The organism is Marinoscillum sp. MHG1-6, assembly GCF_024714475.1.
Taxonomy (GTDB): Bacteria; Bacteroidota; Bacteroidia; order Cytophagales; family Cyclobacteriaceae; genus JAMZMI01.
This window is the reverse complement of sequence record NZ_JAMZMI010000004.1, coordinates 363174-380681: the sequence shown is the minus strand read 5'-3', so window position 1 is coordinate 380681 and position 17508 is coordinate 363174. Positions and strand designations below refer to the sequence as shown.

Annotated in this window: 17 protein-coding genes; 10 read left to right on the top strand and 7 right to left on the bottom strand. The window is 41.3% G+C overall.

From position 1 onward, the window contains the following. Positions 1-41 precede the first annotated feature (41 nt). Complete coding sequence (locus NXR94_RS11625) at positions 42-1238, top strand: hypothetical protein (protein WP_258104802.1); 1197 nt, start codon at positions 42-44, stop codon at positions 1236-1238. A gap of 32 nt (positions 1239-1270) precedes the next feature. On the opposite strand, the gene NXR94_RS11620 is transcribed toward NXR94_RS11625, so the two are convergent. Further along, positions 1271-1594: a tetratricopeptide repeat protein gene (locus NXR94_RS11620; protein ID WP_258104801.1), complete on the bottom strand. Its 324-nt coding sequence runs from the start codon at positions 1592-1594 to the stop codon at positions 1271-1273. A gap of 64 nt (positions 1595-1658) precedes the next feature. Here NXR94_RS11620 and NXR94_RS11615 point away from each other — a divergent pair, with 64 nt between their 5' ends. From NXR94_RS11615 to NXR94_RS11600, 4 genes are read left to right on the top strand one after another with little or no spacing between them, the layout of a single operon-like run. Beyond that, entirely contained in the window at positions 1659-2396 is a 738-nt protein-coding gene (locus NXR94_RS11615; protein WP_258104800.1) for an electron transfer flavoprotein subunit beta/FixA family protein, read from the top strand. Position 2397: 1 nt separating this feature from the next. Beyond that, positions 2398-3354: an electron transfer flavoprotein subunit alpha/FixB family protein gene (locus NXR94_RS11610; RefSeq protein ID WP_258104799.1), complete on the top strand. Its 957-nt coding sequence runs from the start codon at positions 2398-2400 to the stop codon at positions 3352-3354. Further along, complete coding sequence (locus NXR94_RS11605) at positions 3354-3956, top strand: bifunctional nuclease family protein (RefSeq protein WP_258104798.1); 603 nt, start codon at positions 3354-3356, stop codon at positions 3954-3956. The genes NXR94_RS11610 and NXR94_RS11605 overlap by 1 nt, the downstream gene beginning before the upstream one ends. Positions 3957-3967: 11 nt before the next feature. Beyond that, entirely contained in the window at positions 3968-5254 is a 1287-nt protein-coding gene (locus tag NXR94_RS11600) for a NupC/NupG family nucleoside CNT transporter (protein WP_258104797.1), read from the top strand. Here the strand turns inward: NXR94_RS11600 and NXR94_RS11595 are convergent. The 4 genes from NXR94_RS11595 to NXR94_RS11580 form a co-directional block, all read right to left on the bottom strand. Further along, positions 5251-6258 (bottom strand): Gfo/Idh/MocA family protein, encoded by a 1008-nt coding sequence (locus NXR94_RS11595; RefSeq protein ID WP_258104796.1) that lies wholly within the window; start codon positions 6256-6258, stop codon positions 5251-5253. The genes NXR94_RS11600 and NXR94_RS11595 overlap by 4 nt on opposite strands. Before the next feature lie 9 nt (positions 6259-6267). Continuing rightward, positions 6268-6636 (bottom strand): methylglyoxal synthase, encoded by a 369-nt coding sequence (locus NXR94_RS11590; protein ID WP_258104795.1) that lies wholly within the window; start codon positions 6634-6636, stop codon positions 6268-6270. 84 nt (positions 6637-6720) lie between these two features. Then, positions 6721-8352 carry a phosphoenolpyruvate carboxykinase (ATP) gene (pckA, locus tag NXR94_RS11585; RefSeq protein ID WP_258104794.1) on the bottom strand — a complete coding sequence of 544 codons (1632 nt, stop codon included), beginning with the start codon at positions 8350-8352 and terminating at the stop codon, positions 6721-6723. A gap of 131 nt (positions 8353-8483) precedes the next feature. Further along, the gene (locus NXR94_RS11580) at positions 8484-9977 is read right to left on the bottom strand and encodes a sodium:solute symporter (RefSeq protein ID WP_258104793.1); all 1494 of its coding nucleotides are present in this window, start codon (positions 9975-9977) and stop codon (positions 8484-8486) included. 126 nt (positions 9978-10103) lie between these two features. Here NXR94_RS11580 and NXR94_RS11575 point away from each other — a divergent pair, with 126 nt between their 5' ends. Genes NXR94_RS11575 through NXR94_RS11560 form a run of 4 tightly spaced genes read left to right on the top strand, consistent with a single transcriptional unit; the run spans position 10104 to position 14117 of the window. Next, positions 10104-11765 (top strand): cyclic peptide export ABC transporter, encoded by a 1662-nt coding sequence (locus NXR94_RS11575; protein WP_258104792.1) that lies wholly within the window; start codon positions 10104-10106, stop codon positions 11763-11765. Between the two features lie 32 nt (positions 11766-11797). Next, positions 11798-12418 carry a sulfotransferase family protein gene (locus tag NXR94_RS11570; RefSeq protein WP_258104791.1) on the top strand — a complete coding sequence of 207 codons (621 nt, stop codon included), beginning with the start codon at positions 11798-11800 and terminating at the stop codon, positions 12416-12418. A 5-nt stretch (positions 12419-12423) separates the two neighbouring features. Beyond that, positions 12424-13062 carry a sulfotransferase family protein gene (locus NXR94_RS11565; RefSeq protein WP_258104790.1) on the top strand — a complete coding sequence of 213 codons (639 nt, stop codon included), beginning with the start codon at positions 12424-12426 and terminating at the stop codon, positions 13060-13062. A 17-nt stretch (positions 13063-13079) separates the two neighbouring features. Then, positions 13080-14117, top strand: a complete 1038-nt coding sequence (locus tag NXR94_RS11560) for a glycosyltransferase (protein WP_258104789.1) — start codon at positions 13080-13082, stop codon at positions 14115-14117. On the opposite strand, the gene NXR94_RS11555 is transcribed toward NXR94_RS11560, so the two are convergent. Then, on the bottom strand, positions 14106-15059 hold the full coding sequence (locus tag NXR94_RS11555) for a class I SAM-dependent methyltransferase (protein WP_258104788.1): 954 nt from the start codon (positions 15057-15059) through the stop codon (positions 14106-14108). The two genes, NXR94_RS11560 and NXR94_RS11555, sit on opposite strands and share 12 nt — an antisense overlap. Positions 15060-15436: 377 nt before the next feature. On the opposite strand from NXR94_RS11555, the gene NXR94_RS11550 reads away from it, so the two are divergent. Continuing rightward, positions 15437-16249, top strand: coding sequence for a hypothetical protein (locus tag NXR94_RS11550; protein ID WP_258104787.1), 813 nt, complete (start codon positions 15437-15439; stop codon positions 16247-16249). Here NXR94_RS11550 and NXR94_RS11545 read toward each other — a convergent pair. Beyond that, on the bottom strand, positions 16233-17417 hold the full coding sequence (locus NXR94_RS11545) for a glycosyltransferase family 1 protein (protein ID WP_258104786.1): 1185 nt from the start codon (positions 17415-17417) through the stop codon (positions 16233-16235). The two genes, NXR94_RS11550 and NXR94_RS11545, sit on opposite strands and share 17 nt — an antisense overlap. Positions 17418-17508 lie beyond the last annotated feature (91 nt).

The following is a 17508-nucleotide window of genomic DNA, read 5'->3' as shown; positions in this document are numbered from 1 at the left end:
AGCACAATCACTATTTTATTGCCTAACAGATTTGCTGTACTTTGAAGTTTAGAATCACCACCTCCATATTCCTTCTTATTTTCTGTTTGGATGCTTTTTGTCAGGATATTGAGCTTGAACAAGAGATCCTTGGTTACCAGGATACGACATTATTACTCATCCAAAATTCCCGAAAACTCATTCTTGAGAATGTCAAAAAATGGGATATCAAGAGAGCTAATCAAGTTCATGCCTATGTCTCGGAAAATGTTGATCACGAGTTTTATACAGCATTTAATGTTGGTGAAGAACTACTTCTTGATCTGATACTTCGCAAATATTCTCAGGTATTACTTATTTGTCAATATTGGGATAGCCTGGAGTCTCATTATTATGGCTATCCTCAGGTGGAGGATAATTTTTTTGGTAACCTTACCAAACTCACAGTAGACAATCAGGCTAAAATAGAAGGGGACATTGATGGAATGGTGTACTCTGTGGAACAAAAGGAGTTCCTAAAATTACTACTACAGCTACTTCTTTCAACCGATCCTTCTTTAAAAATCACGCAAGAAGACCTCAATGTTCTTGGAAGGGAATATCTAAAAGACTATCCTGGATCTCAGTGGGAGAAGTTTATCAAAAAGAATATTATTTATGAATTAGCTCCTGTGGATAAAGGGTATGGTATGTTCATGGGTTCAGGTTACTGTGAGATAGGTGGAAGTACCAGCGACTTTATACAGCCTAAAGTACCCTTCTATTTCGGTTTTGACTTTCTTCTTAATCATTGGGTGGCCGGTTTTAAAATTATTGGAGGAAAGGGTGACCTTGTCTCCGACCTCAATGTGAAAGGACAGGATTTTCAGAGCAAGGGAGTTGATTTGAATCCACTTCTTGTCAGCTTTTATGGAGCTTACTCTCTCGTCTCGAATAAATTGATCCGGTTTTACCCGTTTGTGAGTATTGGCGGTTTTTCCGTAACTCCTGTTGAGAACGACCGGTCAGGTAATAAGAAGTTTAATTTATCTTCTTTTGCTTATGGAGGAGGAGCTGCCATTGATTTTAGATTATTTAAGATAGAATCTCCCTCATATACCTACTACTATTCCAGCCCTGCAATGATTGAGTTTGGGTTAAAAGCCACCTATGATATAATGATGTTCGATTTTGATCAGTCAACACCAGCTATTGGCGGGTATTATCAGTCCTTTGGGCTCACTTTATACATGGATTTCCTCATGATTGAACGCCTTTGATTGCTCTTTACAGCAATAAGAAATACGTTTAATCATTCATTCTCGAACTGAAAATTTATATAGGCTGATTGCAGTTCTTTAAGTGCATGTGATTCATTGAGAGCCTGAGCTTTCTGAATACCGCTTGTGTAAATATTTTCAGCTTTTTCCATCTCTCCGAATTCGGTAAAAAGTGCCGCAGCGTGGTAATAAGTCGCGATATAGTCAGGGTGCGTTTTAAGCAGATCCTCAAACAATTCAGCGCTTTTACGTTTATTATTCTTGAGATACTCTGTGGCTAAGGCATACTTGAGAAAGGGATCATTTGGGTCTTCTTGTATAAACCGTTCCAATTGTTTGATTCTTTCCTCATTCATCTTAGTGAGATATTAGTATCTTTCTTAAACAAACATTAACAACCCCAAAAATCAATAAAACTCAATGAAAATACTAGTTTGTATAACGCATGTTCCGGATACCACCTCTCGGATAGCTTTTACGGATGGTAACACCAAATTCGATAAGAATGGGATTCAATTTATAATAGGTCCATATGATGATTACGCCCTGGCGCGTGCGGTGGAACTGAAAGAGCAGCATGGAGGATCAATTACTGCAATTAATGTTGGTGAGGCTGAAACAGAGCCTACCATCCGTAAGGCCCTGGCTATAGGCGCAGATGAAGCTATCAGAGTCAACGCTCATCCTGAGGACGCAATTTTTGTCGCAAAACAAATTGCATCTGTGGCGAAAGGTGGTGATTACGATCTGATATTGATGGGAAGGGAATCGATTGATTTCAATGGAGGACAGGTTCACGGAATGGTCGGAGAAATACTGGGTATTCCTTCTATTTCTCCCGTCATGAAGCTGGACATTGAAGGAAATACAGCCAAAGTCACGAGGGAAATTGAAGGCGGGAAAGAGTATCTGGAAATCGAGATGCCATTTATTGCTGGATGTCAGGAACCAATTGCTGAATGGAAAATCCCCAATATGCGCGGAATTATGTCAGCTCGTACCAAACCTCTCAATGTGATTGATCCAACAGGTGATAATCCCATGAATGTGGTTGAAGTATTTGAGATGCCACCTGCAAAATCAGGGGTTAAGCTGGTGGAACCGGATAATCTTGAAGAACTAGTTAAATTATTGAAAACAGAAGCTAAAGTTATTTGATATGTCAGTATTGGTATTTGCAGAATTGGAAGAAGGACAGGTTAAGAAATCTTCTCTGGAGGCGGTAAGTTATTCGTTGGCTCTGGGTGGTGAGGTTTCAGTTATAGCTTTTGGAACCATGGATGATAGTGCGATAGCTGAGCTTGGAAAGGCAGGAGCTACCAAAGTACTGAAGGTTACAGATGCAAAACTTGCGGAAAATAATATCATGGCGTATTCATCGGCTGTGGCGGAGGCTATGGAAAAGGAGGGTGCCGATTTTCTTGTTTTGGCTAAATCCTCATTGGGTGATCCCATTTCTGCGAGGGTAGCAATCAAGGTAGGTGCAGCCCTTGGATCCAATGTGGTGGACCTGCCTGATACCTCTTCCGGGTTTAAAGTGAAAAGCAGTATTTATACAGGAAAAGCTTATGCCGTAAGTGAACTGAAGGGAGATAAGAAAATACTTGTGTTAAAGAAAAATGCCGCCGAAATCAAAGAGGATGGTGGAGCACCTGCTGTGGAAGAGTTCACACCAGCCACGAAAGATGAAGATTTTAAGGCTAAAGTGACATCAACAGATAAAGCAACAGGAGATGTACTACTTCCCGAAGCAGACATTGTTGTCTCAGGAGGGCGAGGTTTAAAGGGCCCTGAAAATTGGGGCATGATAGAGGAGTTAGCGAAAGAACTGGGTGCAGCTACCGGATGTAGCAAGCCGGTTTCTGACATGGATTGGCGACCACATCATGAACATGTTGGGCAAACAGGGATAAAAGTGAGTCCATCTTTGTACATAGCCGTTGGAATTTCGGGCGCTATTCAACATCTTGCAGGCGTTAATAGTTCAAAATACATTTTGGTTATCAACAAAGATCCGGAGGCCCCATTCTTCAAAGCTGCTGATTATGGAGTTGTAGGAGATGCCTTTGATGTGGTGCCAAAACTGACGGAAGCAATAAAGGCTCAGAGGAGTTAATGAAGGATAAAATAAAGCTGGAAATATTAGGATTGTCTTCAAGCCAATCGCAATCAGGGTCTTTTGCTCTGGTACTGGGAGAGGAGGGTGGAAACCGAAGACTGCCTATCATCATTGGAATGTTTGAGGCTCAAGCCATTGCCATCGAGATTGAGAAGATAGTGCCTAATAGACCCATGACACATGACCTGTTCAAGTCATTCGCACATAACTTTGAATTTACAGTAAAGGAGATTCTGATTTCAGATTTGAAAGAAGGGGTTTTCTTTGCCAAAATCGTTTGCGAGAATCAGGGAAAGATCATTGAAATTGATGCAAGACCTTCTGATGCCATTGCCATCGGTCTTCGGTTTAATGTGGAGATTTATACCAATGAGACCATTTTGACGGAAGCCGGAATTGTCTTAACAGACGAAGAGGAAGATATTCAGGAAGTTACTTCCAAAAAAACATCTTCAAGTAGCGAAACTGCCGACCTTAAACCCAAAAAGCTGGAAGATTTACCTTCTGATCAATTGAATAAACTACTTGATGAAGCCCTGGCTGGTGAGGACTATGAAAGGGCTGCTAAGATTCGGGATGAAATCAATCGACGTAATTAAATGGCTTAAGAATGGGTTTTGTAAGGGCTCTGTTAGGAATACTCTTTCTTCTTGGAATTGCCCTTCTATTCTCTAAAGACCGTAAAAACATTCATTGGCGACTCGTTGGTGTGGGTATAGCCTTGCAGGTCATTTTTGGTCTCCTTATCACTAAAATTCCCCTTGTAAAGACAGGATTTAATTGGATTAGCAGTCAGTTTGTGGTGCTGCTGGGCTTCACAGAAGATGGTGCCAGGTTTCTTTTTGGAAACCTCATAGGTGCTGATAGCCTGGGATTCATTTTTGCACTTCAGGTTCTACCTACAGTCATTTTCTTTTCTACATTAACGGCGGGATTATATTATCTCGGGGTGTTACAGTATATCGTCAAGGGAATTGCCTGGTTAATGGCCAGAACAATGAGGTTGTCCGGGGCGGAGGCACTCTCGGCTGCAGGTAATATTTTTCTTGGACAAACGGAGGCACCCCTTTTAGTCAGACCTTTTGTTTCTAAAATGACTCATTCAGAGCTGATGTGCCTGATGACAGGGGGAATGGCAACTATAGCTGGGGGGGTGCTGGCCGGGTACGTGGCATTTCTGGGTGGTAATGACCCTGTGGATCAAGAAAGGTTTGCTTCCTACTTGTTGAGTGCTTCAATCATGAATGCACCGGCAGCGATAGTTATGTCCAAAATCATGCTTCCTGAACTCTACAGGGATCGAATTAATAGTGATTTGAAGGTTGCCGGTGACTCTGTTGGTGTAAACCTAATAGATGCTTTGGCTAATGGGGCGTCTGATGGTTTGAAACTAGCATTGAACATAGGTGCCATGCTTCTTGCATTTATTGCTCTGATTGCTGCTGTTAACTATGTTTTGCTTGCTATTGGTGATGTTATTGGTTTAAATGAAATCATTGTACAGTCGACTAATGGGGCATTTCAGGGTTTTTCCCTGGAGTATATGCTTGGACAACTTTTCAGGATTTTCGCCTTTGCAATAGGTGTTGATTGGTCAGAATCTTTGGCCGTGGGTAGCTTATTGGGGCAAAAAGTGGTGGTCAATGAATTTGTGGCCTATCTGGGTTTGTCTGACTTCGTTTCTACCGGAGCACTCAGCAACAAGTCAATTGTAATTGCAACGTATGCGCTTTGTGGCTTTGCTAATTTCAGCTCCATTGCCATTCAAATAGGAGGAATAGGGGGGATGGCCCCAACCCAACAAGGAAATATTTCTAAACTCGGCATTCGAGCACTGATTGCAGCCACTATGGCTACGATGATGACCGCTTCGATAGCTGGTGCATTGGTTTCTTAGTAGGTAAGGTCTACCCATTGATTATTTTTTGCAGATTCGAATAGTGCGTTTATGATGGTGCAATGATCTTTTGCGTCTTCTAAAGAGTTCAGAGGGTTGTTGTTTTCAGTAATGGCTGATACAAAGTCCTCGGCCTGTAGCTGGTATTGATCATATACATCGAAAGTTTCCGTGCTTATTTTCTCCTGAAGTATATCTCCTGGGTTTAGAATGATCCGGGTTGGTCTGTCAGTTGGAGCATTAAATGGAATTTGGATCTCAAGGCTTTGCTTTGTTCCGTAAAGTTGAACCCTTTGATAGGGTGTCATTTGTGAGCTTACAGAGAAAACGGCTCTTTTTCCTTCGGGAAATTCAAGGATTGCAGAACTCAATACATCCGTACCAAATGCAGGATCTAAAACGGTTGTTGCAAGGACACCTTGAGGGTTCTCTCCAAAAATGTATCGTGAGGTCATCACCGGATAGCAACCAATATCCCAAAGTGCACCACCTCCATATTCACTGATATTACGTATGTTGCCAGCATCCGTATTGTAATAGCTAAATACTGCATGGTATAACTTAAGCTCACCGATCACTCCTTTATCAACGAGTTCCTTAGTTTTTGACCATTGCGGATGACTCTTTACCATAAAGGCTTCCCCAACCATGCATTGATGGATTTTACTCAACGCAATGAGTTCATCAGCTTCATCCGGATTTAGAAACAGAGGTTTTTCGCAAAGTACATGCTTGCCTGCCTGAACAGCCTTTTTCGTCCATTCAACATGCAGATGATTTGGAAGTGGATTGTAGATAATATCAATATCAGGATCATCAATGATTTCATCATAGGATCCATATGCCTTACCAATGTCAAACGTGTTAGCTACTGATTGTGCTTTTTGTAGGTTTCTGGATGCAATAGCAACTATATTCAGCTTATCACTTTTGAGCATTCCCGGGATCACTTGTTCGACCGCAATTTTTGCAGTGCTAAGTATCCCCCAGTTGAGTTTAGGCATCAGTCAATATTAAAATTTTGTCAGAAGCGTATCCATCATCAGTCTTGCGCTGGCAGGGTTAGTAGCCAATGGAATGTTATGAACATCGCAAATCCTCATGAGCATCTGAACATCCGGTTCGTGAGGGTGCTTGTCCATGGGATCTCTGAAGAAAAAGACCATGTCCAGTTTTTTCTCGGCAGCCAGTGCAGCTATTTGTGCATCACCCCCTAACGGACCAGATAGAAATCTATGAACGTGAAGTCCGGCCCTTTCAGCATGTCCTCCTGTGGTTCCTGTTGCTACAATTTCAACCTTTTTCAGATGATCTTTGTATTCCAGAAGGAAAGCGACCATTTCTGCTTTTTTTCCATCGTGGGCAATTACGGCTAGTTTCATAGTAGTGTGGATTAGCCCGTAATTTTAACCAAAAAAAGAAAGGCAGCAAATCTGCTGCCTCCCTTTTGAAAATGTGCATTTAAATTAAGCTGTTGCAGATTGATATTTAGGGTTTTGTTGAGGTTCACCTGCCAGGATATCCTTGCTGGCAAACTCTCTGAACTGATCGAAGTTTTTTTGAAATTTAAACGCCAGTTCGTTAGCCTTTTTATAAAATGCCTCGTCATTTTTCCAGGTTTCCCTTGGGCTAAGGATTTCATTGGGTACTCCCGGAACCGTCAAAGGTATTTCGGCTCCAAAAATGGAATGCGTTCTGTATCCAACATTTTCAAGTACGCCGGAAAGGGCAGCACTGATCATGGCACGGGTATATTTTAGCTTGATTCTGGAACCTACTCCGTAGACTCCTCCGCTCCATCCGGTGTTAATCAGCCAAACATTCACCTGATGTTCTTCCATTTTCTTACCGAGCATTTCCGCATAAGAGGTGGGATGTAAAGGCATAAACGGTGCACCAAAACATGCAGAGAATACCGGTTTGGGCTCAGTAATTCCAGCTTCGGTTCCTGCGACTTTTGACGTGTATCCTGAGATGAAATGGTACATAGCCTGACCTTTGGATAATCTTTGAATTGGAGGGATGACTCCGTAGGCGTCACAGGTTAGGAAGAAGATGTTTTTAGGTATACCACCAATGGATGGCTTGGCGATATTCTGGATATGCTCAATGGGATAGGAGACCCTTGTATTTTCCGTCACATCACTGTTATTGTAGTCGACAGTTCTGGTATGAGGAATAAAGCGGGTGTTTTCCAAAATGGCCCCATATTTTATCGCTTTGTAGATGTCTGGTTCTTTCTCTTCGCTCAGGTCAATCACCTTAGCGTAGCAACCACCTTCGAAATTGAACACATTTTTTTCAGTCCAGCCATGTTCATCATCACCAATGAGAAGTCTTTCGGGGTCAGCAGATAAGGTGGTTTTACCTGTACCTGAAAGGCCAAAAAAGATGGCCGTATCATGTCTCTCAATGCCCATGTTCGCAGAACAATGCATAGGTAGAACATTTTCTTGCGTGGGAAGTAGGAAGTTAAGGACGGAAAAAATTCCCTTTTTCATTTCTCCTGAATAGGCAGTCCCACCAATTAGAATGATCCTTTTTGTGAAATTGATGATCGCAAAGTTTTCCTGACGAACGCCATCAGTCTCGGGGTCAGCTTCAAAATCAGGACAATTGATGATGGTGAAATTGGGTATAAAGTCCTGCAACTTATAGTCAGGAGGGGTGATAAACATATTATAACAAAACAGGTTGTGCCAGGCCATCGTATTGACTACCCTTAGTTTTAATCTATGGGTTTTGTCTGCGCCTGCATAGGCATCTCTTACATATACCGTCTTATCTTCTAAATAGCCGATCATTTTATTATAGATGCGCTCAAAGTGATCTGGCTCCATTGGGATGTTAATGTCTCCCCACCAAACTTTATCTTTCGTCAGATCATCTTTTACAATGAACCTGTCTTTTGGAGATCGTCCTGTGAATTTTCCTGTATCACACATCAATGCTCCTGTATCTGTTAGGTGGCCCTCACCGAGCCTTACAGCATCTTCGGTCAACTCTGCAGCAGTCAGGTTCCAGTGGGCCTCTTTCACTTTTTTGATGCCTACTGTTTCAAGTCCGCTTTTTTGAGATTTTAATCCGTACTCTTTCATGATTGTTGATGTTGGATTCAAATTTGGTTTAATGTGAAGATGGTTTAATCTTCTTCATGAACATATGACAACCATCAATATGGATGATGATTTAGGGTTTATTTGCAAACGATTGCAGGTAAGCTAATGATTCACTCCGAATCAAAAAAGGGATCAATAACTTCTTTTTTGGACGGAGGAGTCATCAAACTGACCAGTATTAAAAATGTCAATGATACTATCAAAGATGGAATAGCAATTAAGTCTGTATCAAAAGGAAATTGTAAGAAACCCCAATCCACAGGGCTTGTTTCATAAACCTGATTGAGAAGTGAAATGACAAAAACTGTAATCATTCCCGAGGCTATGGAGGCAATTCCTCCTTGTCTGGTAACCCTTTTCCAAAAGAAGGAGGCTAATAGGGCTGGTGCCAGGGATGCGCCGATCATGGTGTAACTAATGAAGGCCATTTCAAGTATGGTGGTGAATTGGGTAATAATCAGATAAGCCATTAACCCTAAAAACACAATGGATATGCGCTGCAGTAGTATCTTCTTTTTAGAATCGAGGTCTTTAAAAAAGTATTTCTCGAAAATATCTCGTGAAATGTTCGTTGAGGCAACCATTAAAAAAGTGTTACCTGTACTTAGGATGATGGCTACTCCTCCGGCAAAGAGCAGAGATCCAATGATAGGAGAAACCTGCTCAAATCCAATACGAAGGATGATCTCTTCTGACATACCGGCATTGATGGATCCATCCGGATTGATGAATCGCGGATCATTCATGTATATTGAGAAGCCGATAACGGCTATGGCGCACATGAGGAACTCTATTAGAACCACTCCGGTGAACATTCCGAAAACAGCTCTTTTAGCAGATTTTTCATCTTTGGCAGAGGAAAACTTCTGATACATGCTGCTTTCGCTTAATAACAAAAGGAGGGTGGGTAACAATATCCCAAGGTACCAATAGATGGGATGTCCCTCAGTTAGCGAAAGATGATCTGGATGTGTTTCGGCTATTTTGGCTGCAATATTTGCCCATCCTCCCTGTTGGATTAATAGTACTGGTAAAGTGATAATAATAGCCAATAGCATGATTATACCATTGAATATATCTATCGAAACAATGGAAATCATGCCGGCCAGGGCGGTAAAAAGGATAATCACGAGGAAAGTAATCAGGGTTCCTGTTTGGGTATCGATGGCCCCCTCAGTCAGGATCGAAAATAGCCTCCCTCCACCTTTAAATTGGTAGCCGGCAATCATGACATAAGCTAAAATAATAGTGATAGTACCCAGTAATCGGGCAATGGGAGAGTATCTTTTTTCGAGAATATCTGTTAGCGTGTATTGAGAAATCTTTCTTACGCGGGCAGCGATAAAGTACACAATCAATATCCCGATCCATGCACCCATAGAGAACCAAAGTTCTGAAAACCCCGTTCGAAAAGTGAGTCCGGCAGTTCCGAAGAGGCTACCACTGCCGATCCATGTGGTAATGAGCGTTCCAACTAAAAGATAAACGGGAACTCCTCTTCCCGCAACAATAAAGTCTTCTTCCGTTTTGACCTGTCGGCTTTTATAAACAATGATGGCAACCAGAATCAAGACGTATACAAGGGTGACATATATGTAGATCATGTTTTGAGCTCTTGGTTTTGTAAAGATCTGAGAGTCAGATTGACGCTCCTCTTAGGTTGTTAAATTAGTTTAGATTTACTTTGCATCTCAATAAAATTTACTTGGTCGGTAGGGCCTTTTGATAGGATGAAAATATTTTCCCTTTTCTTAAAATCATCTCCCATTACTTTCATTGCCGCTATCATCACCGGAGTTCTTTCCGGAGTGACAATGACCTATATCATTAAGACAATTCAAGAGGCACTTAGAACAAATATGGCCGAACCAGAAATGTTGGTAGTTAAGTTTCTGTTCGTTTGGGTAGGCTATGGCGTTACCAGCTTTTTGTCTGTCAAAATCATTACAAGGCTCAGCGAAGAAGCCGTCTTGGATCTTCGTAAGATGGTAAGTGAGAAAATCCTCAAGGTTTCTTTTCAATCTATGGAGATGGAAAGGAATAAGCTTTTCACCATTCTCACCAATGATATCACTACGATTTCAAATGGCGTGAACAGGCTGCCAAACGTAATAACCGCTATATCTATGATCCTGGGGTGTGTGGTTTACATGGGCTTTATTTCTATCGAGTTGTTCGGGATGTTCGCTGTATTGCTGGTTATTGCCTTCTTCTTTTATAAGATGCCGATGAATGCCTACAGATGGAGAATTAGAGAATCCAGGGGTATTCAAAACCAGTTGTTCGGGTATTTCGAAGCATTGATCTACGGACTAAAAGAGCTTGCACTGAGTAAAAACCTGAGAAAATCCTTCAAGGAGGATGTATTATTTCCGGCCTGTGAAGATCAGCGAGATTATAATATGAATGCCAGGATACGACTTACCTTCATTTCAAAGTGGGGTGAGATGTTATTGCTACTTGGCTTGGGAGCCATGCTTTTCGTCGTATTTAGTTTGGGTGTTAGTTCCTTTGAAAGTTTTGGGGAATTTTTAACTGTAGCACTATTTCTTATCCCAGCACTTCAGCGGTTTAGCAACTTTCTACCTCAACTGGGGAAAGTAAATGTTGCTCTGGAGCAGATAGAGGAAGTGGGATTCACCCTGGATCAATACTCTGAACCAGAGCATGAGGACATAGTATTTGTCGAAAAGGAGGGAGAGCCATTGGTTAGCCTGCGGGAAGTTACCTTTTCTTATTTTCATGCTGATGAAAAGAAATTCTTCCAGCTTGGCCCTATTTCATTAGATATTAACCGTGGGGAAATTGTATACCTGATTGGTGGAAATGGTAGTGGTAAAAGTACGCTAGCCAAAGTGTTGTGTGGACTTTATGAACCGGAAACGGGACAAAGGTATTACGGAGGGAACGAGATCGATAGCACCAATATCGATGAGTATCGTGAGCATTATAGTGCCATCTTTTTTGACTTCTATCTATTCGAGCATCTCCACCACGTTAAGAGTGACTTTTGGAGGGAAAAGGCTCAGAAATACCTTGAGTTACTAGAGCTTGATAGGAAAGTAAAGATCGAGGATGATAAACTTTCTACCACCTCCTTGTCTACTGGCCAAAGAAAAAGGTTGGTGCTTCTTCTGTCACTTCTTGAGGACAAGCCAATGTATTTGTTTGATGAGTGGGCGGCTAGCCAGGATCCTTACTATAAAAATGTTTTTTATAAGACCATTCTTCCAGACATGAAGGCGATGGGTAAAACCATTTTTGTGATTACTCATGATGAACAATACTTCGATTGTGCAGACCGCATCCTATTGCTTCAGGAAGGTAAATTGGTAAAAGAAAATCTTCCAAAGGATATCATATCCTTCTATATTCGCGAGAAAGTTAATTGACCTGCCTTTTAAGGAACGATAAGTATTAGAGAATGCTCATTTCCCACGATCACAAATTCATCTTTATTAAACCTAAAAAAGTAGCCGGATCCAGTATTCAGGCCTACTTAGCACAGTTTTGTAAAAACGGGATCAACTATCATCGTGATCCCAAAAGTCACATGAAAGCAGCTGATGTAAAGAAGATGGTGGGTGAAGAAGTGTGGAACTCATACCTGAAGGTGACGGTGGTCAGAAACCCATGGGATAAGACTGTTTCACTCTATCATTGGCGACGTAGAAAACGTCCATTGTACATCCACCTTAGAAGAGTGCTACGTGGCTGGCCATGGCATTCACCTGCAATGAGACACGATTTTAAGAGTTATGTCAAATATCTCTTTGAGTTGAATGACCTCAACGCGGACAAGAATATAGTGAGGATAGGAGGTGAGCTGCCTGATTATTTTTTCATCAGGTTTGAAAACCTGCATGATGACATGGATGAGCTTTGTAAGAAACTAGGTGTGGATTACAACCCGGATGATCTTCCTAAGAAAAAGACAGGTCATAGAAAAGAGCCTGGTTATCGTCAGCATTTTGATGAGGAAACAAAGGAGCTTGTTAGAAAGGCACACGAAGATGAGATAGCCAGATTTGGATACGAATTTTAATCTGAATGCTCGTATCTCATAGTCATAAGTTCATCTTCATCAAGACAAAAAAAACTGCAGGGTCCAGCATCCAGGACTATTTGGCCAAATATTGCAAGGACGGAATTGTGGAGAAATACATTCCGGGTGGTCATCGTCCTGCACAATCTACCAAAGAGAAGGTGGGGGATGAAATTTGGAATTCCTACCTGAAAATATGTCCCGTTCGTAATCCGTGGGATAAAATGGTTTCATGGTATTTCTGGAGGAGTCGCAAAAGGTCAATCTTTGTAAAGCTTAAGAGAATTCTTCAGGGCAGACATCCTGAGAACGAGGCTTACCGAATGAATTTCAAAGAATTCATTACCTGGTTGCATGAGACCAACCGAATGAATCTTGATCACAAGGTCGCTTTGGTGGATGGCGAATGGCCGGATTACTTCTTCATCCGATATGAACATTTGCATGAAGATCTGAAAAGACTTTGTGAGAAACTGTACATACCCTATGACGAGTCCAAATTGCCGAAGGAAAAAACCGGAGTAAGAAAGAAAAAAGGGTACCAGGAATTTTATGATGAGCACACGCGTGGTTATGTTGCCGAGGCCTATTCGGATCTGATCGAGATGTTTGGTTATCACTTTGAACCATCTTCCCAGGACTAAATTAGGAATCGATCCAAATGAAAATTCTTGCGACCGGAAAGGATAAGTTCACTTACAATAGGACGCAGGTCCTGTTGAGTGGATTGGAGAGCCTTCCTGGAGTAGAAGTCACCTATTATCCTATCAAGGACCGTAAGTCATTCAATAGGCAAGAGTTCACCGAGCTAAGTAAGGAATCTAATATTGTATATATACCGCCCTTTCGCCACAGCGATGTAAAGTTTATTAAGAAGCTGAGCAAAGCACCTGTAGTTTTTGACGCTCTGATATCAAAGTATCTGACGAGGACCGTTGATCATGGAAAATGGTGGACTGCCTGGGAAAAGTCTTGGAGAGATCGTGCGGCTTTCCATCATTGTGACTTGTTAGTCATGGATACTCAGGCTCATAAGGATTATGTTGTTAACCGCTATGGTCTGGAGCTCGATAAGGTGATTGTAGTGCCAGTTGGAGTCAATACCGAGCTTTTCAAACCTGTAGAGCGAGAGGCAGAGGAGCATGACAAGTTTGTGGTGGGGTTTTATGGTGGAATGATCCCATTACAGGGGGTAGATAAGATTGTAGAATGTGCAGGCCTACTAAGTAAGGACCAATCTATTGAATTTCAGTTAATTGGAAAAGGCCCCAGGTTTAAGCAAGTTCAGGAGCAGGCCGGGAAATTGAACTTGAATAATCTCAAGTTTTTAGGATGGGTGCCTTATGAGGAGCTAAATGATAAAATCAATGCATTTGACATTTGTCTGGGAGTTTTTGGGGACTCACTAAAGGCGGATGTGGTGGTCCCCAATAAGGTTTTTCATTATTCTGCTTTGAAGAAGTGTACTATAACCAAGGATACGATAGGAATCAAAGAGGTTTTTCAAGGTGATGATAATATTGTGCTTACGGAAAACAAGCCCGAAGCTATTGCTGATGCGATTCTTAAAGGGAAAGAAGATAGAAGCTTTAGGATGTCAATAGCCGAGAACGCCTACGACTTGATCACCTCGGATTATTCTCATCAAAAAGTTGCAGAACTCTTCGTTGAACGTGTTTCATCTGCATTAAGCAGGTAATTGCCCAACTGGTTTAATATAGAAACAAGCACGACCCCCCTCACCATTTTCATTGAGTTTGTCAACCTGCTCGTCAATTTCTGTGAGTTCTTCTTTTGAGAAAATTTTAGTGTCATCGCTGGAAGGAATACCTCTTTTATGCTTTTCACTTCCGACGATTTCAAACCTGCTTGAGTCGTATCTTATGGCATGAATTTCCATATCACATGCGCTCACCAATGATTCCATGCTTTTTACCGTATGAAGAAAAATATGTCTGGGTGCATCTAATTCAACCCAATTGACTCCATAGGTTTTATAGGCATAAGAATCGGCCACAGGAACACGTATCAGAATGGAACCATCTTTTGCCAGAAGCTTAACCGCGTTATTTAAGGCGACTTTCGGATCAATCATGTGTTCAAAAGAGTGGTGGAACATAATAAAATCATATTCTCCATCGAGCTCGTGCAGTTCCCTTTTTAGAATTGGCAGGTCACCCAAGTCTATATCAGATTCTATATATGGGTCAATTCCTGTCAGGTTCCTGAAGCCGATATGCTTCATTTCTTTAAGCAGCTTTCCGCCTCCGCAACCCACATCAAGTATTCTGGAATTTTTGTTGATTCCGCAATCCGGTCCCAGCCACCGAAGGTGACGTTTATGAAGGGGTAGTAATAATTTGCCTATGAATGACCCCTTCCACCTATGGATCGCTACCTTCTTTTTGATCCAGGAATCTACCTTGCTTCTAATATCCCCGGGTTCTTCCTGAAAAGAATAATAATCAGGAGGGTAGTAGGTAGAGAGGTTTTCCGGAACATCAATTAACTGAAGACAACCACACTGACCACATTCAAGGTATTGAAATTCATCTCTCGTGCCAAACATCATTTCATTGGCGATAAGTTGCTTGTTATCGTTGTCATTGCCGCATATTTGGCATTTTAGGTTGATGGTCATTTTAGGCTTTGGTCGCTATCTCTAATTGATGGTGGTTAGGTGTTTTCAATTCTCCTTGAGGGGAAAGGTGTATGCAGATGTTGGGTTTGAAACAAACATTTTACAGGCAATTCTAATATAAAATTTGGACTCTCATGCCTGCACAAACGTGGTTTGTATGAATTCTATGAAAAGTATCCTTTCAACCTTGTGATTGTTTTATGGGTCAGATCATTTGTATTGAATTTTTTGTGATTAAGTAAATTCTACTATTTCATTGTTTATGAAATCGGTTATAAAAATGTCCACTAATATTGAACCTTCAAATACGTAAACTTGAGAAGGTAAAATCGAATCACGGGCAATATGTATTTTCTTGTTGCTTTAGATGAAAACAAATGAATCAGGAAGCTTATTATTTATGCTATGCCACTGCCAACGAATCAAAGATGTGGTCAGACTTCAGGAACATGTTGATGATTTCTCACCATGCTCCTGGTGTTAACAAAATAAAGCTCTTCCTGGCAATTAGCGAAGTAAATAAAAATACCAAGTCAGAGCAGTTGTTCGAAAAATGGGTAAGAAAACTGTTTCGTGATCACCCCTTTATTGAGCTGGTTAGAATATTGCGCAAAGACAACAAGGGTAGAGATTTTAGCTCTTACGAAGAGCTCCATAAAGCAGTGTCTAATCATGCTACAGACAATGATTACTTGTTTTTTTTAAATAGGAGCGCGTACGGACCGTTTTATAAAAATTGGTATAGCGCCTATATAGATCAGTATACCAAATACCCTGATGTGGGTTTATGTGGTGCTACTATTAATTTAATGACACATAAGAGCCAGGGTGCTGTTTTTTCTCCTCATGTACAGACCTATGCCTTCCTTACTCAAATGAAGAAGTTCGACTTCCTTTTAGAAAATTTCCCAGGAACTGAATGTACGGATCGCATCGAGTTGATTGTAAATGGAGAAGTAAAGCTTAGTCGTAAAATTCTTGAACGAAATATGGCGCTTACTTGTATGGAAAACTCAGAATGGAGAATTGATGCTAATACAGTTTTTGAAGCACCTGAAAAAGACCCTAAAGAATGGGTACAACAAAAACATCACTTTTATCATAGAAAGTACCTCAGGAGGCATTGGAGTAGTTGGTTAAGCATCAGGAGGAAGTTGGTGCTTTTGGGTATTGTCAGGACAATTGTTTAGCCTCTCTGACACTTCCATACTCCTCATAGATTTTATATAACTCCTCACATACATTGGCCCAGGTTTGGGTTTCTGCATAGGAGATCGCATGCGCTCTGAACTTCTTATACTCCTCCCCATCGCGTAGGAGAAAGCTGATCTTTTCGTAAAATTCTTCTACACTCTTCGGGGTCACATGGTATCCGGTAATGCCGTCCTGAACAATATCCTTTGGTCCCCCGGCTTGAGCGGTTACGACTGGTAATCCTGATGACAGGGCTTCCAAAACCACATTTCCGAAAGTCTCCGTAATAGAAGGGAACATGAAGATGTCGCATGAAGCAAATGCTTCAGAAAGGTTTTGCCCGGTCTGTTTGCCAAGGAAAACAGCATTAGGCATTTTTTCCTTAAGTTTTTGTCCTGCAGGGCCTTGTCCGACTACTACGAAGCGAACTTTTAAATTACGCTCCTGAAATAGCCGATAAACTTTAGCCAGTGTAAAGACCTCCTTTTCCTTAACCAGCCTACTTACAAATAAGACAGTTTTTTCCTCCGTAATCCCATGCTCTTTTTTCCATTCTTCCCGTCGGAAACGCTGATGGAATTTATTTCGGTCCACACCTCTTTTCCAAAATCGGATTTTTGATTCCTCCACATCATTTTCCATTAAGAATTCCTTCATTTCCATTGATGGGGCAAGCGTAAGGTCGCACTGAGGGTACAACCACAAAGGCTTCTTGATTAGCGGAAAGATGATGTTATAGGCAAATGGTATATACCTGAAATAATATTCTATGTAGGATGGAAAATGTGAGTGGTAAGTAGTGATAACCGGAATATTCTTTTTCTTCCCATACCTCAATGCATATACCCCTAGCAATGATGGTGTTGTGAAGTGAATGATGTGTGGATCGAAGCGGTCCAGTTTGCGTTCAATAGACTTCCTGAGAAAAGGAAGAGCAAACATGTACTCCTTATAAAGAGGGAGTTTTATGCCGGGACTGATAATTACTGAAAAGGGGAAATTTGTTTCCTTTTTTGGAGGGTGAGGGGTGACGAAAACAAAGTCGAAGCGATCTCTCGGTGCATGTCTCACGATATGATAGAGAGTGTGTGTTACACCATCAAAGTTTTCTTCTAAGATGTCCGCAAAAAATGCGATACGAATTTTCTTGTTTTCTACACTCACCTGATTGCTGTTGGTTTGCCTTATGTCATAACCCCTGTAAAGCACCGCTAAATTAACACTATTAAGTTAAGTTGCCTATACGTTTATATTC

Bases quoted from the DNA above. Each gene is read 5' to 3' on its own strand.
- NXR94_RS11620 (WP_258104801.1), bottom strand. From the start codon at position 1,594: ATGAATGAGGAAAGAATCAAACAATTGGAACGGTTTATACAAGAAGAC.
- NXR94_RS11615 (WP_258104800.1), top strand. From the start codon at position 1,659: ATGAAAATACTAGTTTGTATAACGCATGTTCCGGATACCACCTCTCGG.
- NXR94_RS11610 (WP_258104799.1), top strand. From the start codon at position 2,398: ATGTCAGTATTGGTATTTGCAGAATTGGAAGAAGGACAGGTTAAGAAA.
- NXR94_RS11605 (WP_258104798.1), top strand. From the start codon at position 3,354: ATGAAGGATAAAATAAAGCTGGAAATATTAGGATTGTCTTCAAGCCAA.
- NXR94_RS11600 (WP_258104797.1), top strand. From the start codon at position 3,968: ATGGGTTTTGTAAGGGCTCTGTTAGGAATACTCTTTCTTCTTGGAATT.
- NXR94_RS11595 (WP_258104796.1), bottom strand. From the start codon at position 6,258: ATGCCTAAACTCAACTGGGGGATACTTAGCACTGCAAAAATTGCGGTC.
- NXR94_RS11590 (WP_258104795.1), bottom strand. From the start codon at position 6,636: ATGAAACTAGCCGTAATTGCCCACGATGGAAAAAAAGCAGAAATGGTC.
- pckA (WP_258104794.1), bottom strand. From the start codon at position 8,352: ATGAAAGAGTACGGATTAAAATCTCAAAAAAGCGGACTTGAAACAGTA.
- NXR94_RS11580 (WP_258104793.1), bottom strand. From the start codon at position 9,977: ATGATCTACATATATGTCACCCTTGTATACGTCTTGATTCTGGTTGCC.
- NXR94_RS11575 (WP_258104792.1), top strand. From the start codon at position 10,104: ATGAAAATATTTTCCCTTTTCTTAAAATCATCTCCCATTACTTTCATT.
- NXR94_RS11570 (WP_258104791.1), top strand. From the start codon at position 11,798: ATGCTCATTTCCCACGATCACAAATTCATCTTTATTAAACCTAAAAAA.
- NXR94_RS11565 (WP_258104790.1), top strand. From the start codon at position 12,424: ATGCTCGTATCTCATAGTCATAAGTTCATCTTCATCAAGACAAAAAAA.
- NXR94_RS11560 (WP_258104789.1), top strand. From the start codon at position 13,080: ATGAAAATTCTTGCGACCGGAAAGGATAAGTTCACTTACAATAGGACG.
- NXR94_RS11555 (WP_258104788.1), bottom strand. From the start codon at position 15,059: ATGACCATCAACCTAAAATGCCAAATATGCGGCAATGACAACGATAAC.
- NXR94_RS11550 (WP_258104787.1), top strand. From the start codon at position 15,437: ATGAATCAGGAAGCTTATTATTTATGCTATGCCACTGCCAACGAATCA.